The 3,180-nt window shown below is 66.1% G+C and carries 4 protein-coding genes; 2 read left to right on the top strand and 2 right to left on the bottom strand.

What is annotated here, in order from left to right; all coding sequences use genetic code 11:
* Window positions 1-186 (bottom strand): response regulator (locus tag H926_RS33650; RefSeq protein WP_028658255.1); only part of this gene is annotated, 186 nt, incomplete at its 3' end.
* Window positions 187-325: 139 nt separating this feature from the next.
* On the opposite strand from H926_RS33650, the gene H926_RS0119615 reads away from it, so the two are divergent.
* Together H926_RS0119615 and H926_RS0119610 are read left to right on the top strand one after the other, a co-directional pair.
* Window positions 326-1,123: an SDR family NAD(P)-dependent oxidoreductase gene (locus H926_RS0119615; protein ID WP_043610543.1), complete on the top strand. Its 798-nt coding sequence runs from the start codon at window positions 326-328 to the stop codon at window positions 1,121-1,123.
* 3 nt (window positions 1,124-1,126) lie between these two features.
* Window positions 1,127-2,029 carry a glycosidase gene (locus tag H926_RS0119610; RefSeq protein ID WP_022677801.1) on the top strand — a complete coding sequence of 301 codons (903 nt, stop codon included), beginning with the start codon at window positions 1,127-1,129 and terminating at the stop codon, window positions 2,027-2,029.
* 6 nt (window positions 2,030-2,035) lie between these two features.
* Here H926_RS0119610 and H926_RS29110 read toward each other — a convergent pair.
* On the bottom strand, window positions 2,036-3,180 hold a 1,145-nt coding region (locus H926_RS29110; RefSeq protein WP_043610541.1), incomplete at its 5' end, for a sulfotransferase.

Raw genomic sequence — 3,180 nt, 5'->3', positions numbered from 1 at the left:
CACCTCCAGCCCGCCCAGATCGGGCAGCATGCGATCGAGCACCACGGCGTCATAGCGGCCGCGTGACAAGCGCTCGAGCGCAGCCCGCCCGGTGGCGGCGTGATCGGCCGATCGCCCGGCGGCGCGCAAGCCGTCGAGCACGTGCGCGGCGATCACCGGATCGTCTTCCACCACCAGGCAATGCATCGCCACCCCCCCATGGAAAAGGCGGCGATTAGGCGGCAAATGTTGCCGTGGTATGACGGCCATCGCACGATTGCGCGCGCTGTCGGCGGGGCAGCGCGATCGCCCGGCACCGAACATGTTTTGCAGCGTTATCTGGCGCATGACCTCCCCCACCCCGTCTTTTCGCCCCGCCTCCGTCGCCATCGTGACCGGAGGGGAATCCGGTATTGGCCGGGCCACCGCGCTCAAGCTGGGCAAGACCGGCGTGCCGGTGGTGCTGACCTATTTCAAGGATGCCGATGCCGCCGATGCGGTGGTGGGCGCCATTGCCGAGGGCGGCGGGCAGGCGGCCGCGATCGCTGCCGACGTTGGGCAGGAAGACGCGGTGGAACGCCTGTTCGATCTGGCCGAGCGCCGCTTTGGCCCGGTCAACCTGCTGGTCAATTCCGCCGGCCTCAACATGACCGGGGTGATGATCGAGGATATGGCGCTGGCCCAGTTCGATCGCTTGATCCGCGCCGATCTCTATGGCCCGTTCCTGACCTGCCGGCGCCTGGTGCGCGGCCTGGCATCGGCAGCCACGCTACATGGCGGCCGCATCGTCAACATCTCGTCGATCCATGAAAACGCGCCGCGTCCCGGCGGGGTGGATTATGACGCGGCCAAAGGCGGGTTGGCGCAACTGACCAGAACTCTCGCGCTCGAACTCGCGCCCAAGGCCATCGCGGTCAACGGCGTGGCGCCGGGCATGATACTCACGCCGATGAACCAGTCCGCGTTGGATCACCCGGATGAATTGCGGCGCAAGCAGGCGGCCATTCCCTGGGGCCGCGCCGGCACGCCAGAGGAAGTGGCCGATCTTGTGCTGTTCCTGCTCTCGCCGCAGGCCGATTACATCACCGGCACCACCGTCACCATCGACGGCGCGCTGTCGCTCACCGTTGCGCAAGGAGCCTGAGCCATGGTTGCCTATGTGGTGGAAGAACTTCAGGAGGTGACGCTCGATATCGCCGGGCCGGAAGGCCGCCTCGCGCATGACGACCTGATGAGCCCATTCGTCTGGACCGAGGGCGACAGTTACCTTCTTCTGGTAAGAGTGCTACCCAACCCCTTGCTTGCAAACGATCCAACGGGTGTGATCTGGGCGGGCGATTCATCCGATGGCCGTTGTTTCACCATGCGCCATGCCCCGGCCATCACGCCCGGCCCGCATCCCGATGATGCCGGCGGCTGCGAAGATCCCACCGTCGTCCATGGCGAAGACGGCCACTATACCATCTTCTACACCGGCGTGGACGCCAAGCGCGCGCAAGGATCACTGCTGGTGGCGCAAGGGCCCTCGTTGACCGACCTGCGCGAGCATCGCGTGCTGCTCAAGGCGCCCGAGGGCGAAGGCAATATCAAGGAAGCCACCGTGGCGCGGGCGCCCGACGGCACGTTTCGCTTGTTTTACGAATATGCCAGGGACAACGCCTCGCGCATCGGCCTGGCTGCCGGGCCATCGCTGGAAGGGCCGTGGACAGTGATCGACGATCCATTCACCGTGCGGGAAGATAGCTGGGACAATTGGCACCTTTCGACCGGGCCGATCGTTCAGCGCGATGGCCAGGATCCGGTGATGTTCTACAACGGCGCCACCGCCGATGCGCGCTGGCGGATTGGCTGGATCAGCTTCTCGCCCGATTTTTCGCGCGTTACCGGGCGCGGCATCGAGCCGATCCTGTTGCCGCCACCCGCACGCAGCCGAGACGCCACCGACATTGCCTTTGCGGCATCGTGCCTTGTCATGCCCGATGCGATCTGGCTCTATTATTCATTGGAAGACAAGATTTTGCGCCGCGCCCGCATCGCCTGCTACGGCTGATCGCGGTCAGTCTATGGCGATGCCCTGCGCGGCAAAGAACGCCGCCACCTCGCCCAGCGCATCCTCGTGCCGTTTCCACCGCGCCAGGGCATCGCGATAGATCGGGCGGCGCACTTGCGCGGCGCTGGGCGTGGAAACCGGGGCCTGGTTGCGGTGAAAATCAAGGCAGGCCGCTTCCCAGGGCAAGCCGGCATGATCGAGCATGCGGCGCGTCACGCCTTCCTGGTCTGCCACCAGATCCTCGTAGGATACCTCCAGGATGCGGCCCGGCATGGCCTCTTGCCAGAAGCGCATCAGCCGGTGGAAGCGCACGTAATAGCGGGCGATGTCCATCAGGTCATAGCTGTAGTCGTAATAGCGCGAGGTGATCGCAAACAGGTTGCGGAAGTTGCTCAGCACCGTGTCCATCGGATGGCGGCGCAGGCATATGATGCGCGCGTTGGGCAACGCGCGGGCCACTATTCCGGCATAATGAAAATTTCCGGGAAATTTGTCGACAAAGCGCCGCGTCGTGTCGCGTCGGTGATGGCGCGCGCGGACAAGATAATCATGGCCGATGGCGCCCAGATCGGCCCCGCGCAGCGCGGCGATGGTTTCGGGATCGAGCACGGTGCGCGTGCGCGTGCCGGCGGCGTGCTTCACCGCCAGCGGCATGGCCTGCAGTTCGCCGGCGCTTTCCACCGCAGGATGCGAAGACAGGATGCGGTCGACCAGCGTGGTGCCGGTGCGCGGCATGCCGATGACAAAGATCGGCGCCTCTGTCGGCGCATCAGCCACCGGGGTGCGGGACAATGCCGGCCAGGCCGCCTCGATCGCGTCGAAATTGGCGGCATCGCTGGCAAAACGATAGGGCAGCCGGGCACGATGCTCCGCATTGGCAGCAGCCAGCGCGGTGAACGCGGCGTCGTGCTCGCCAAGATCGTCAAGCTCCTTGGCCAGGGCATAGCCCAGCAGCAGGCGATCGCGCGGATCGTGCGCCGCGTCCAGTTGCGCGCGCAGGCGTGGCACATGGTGGCTGTCTGCCGTGTGCCGCTTGAGGCTGGCGAGCAGATGGTGCGCGCGGCCATGGCCCGGCGCGCGCGCGATCAGCGCTTCGAGCGCGGCCTCCGCCTCGCTCACCTGCCCGACGAAATTGAGCGCCGCAGCGCGGT

Source organism: Novosphingobium sp. B-7 (genome assembly GCF_000410615.1).
GTDB lineage: Bacteria > Pseudomonadota > Alphaproteobacteria > Sphingomonadales > Sphingomonadaceae > Novosphingobium > Novosphingobium capsulatum.
This window is presented reverse-complemented; position numbering and strand designations above follow the sequence as displayed.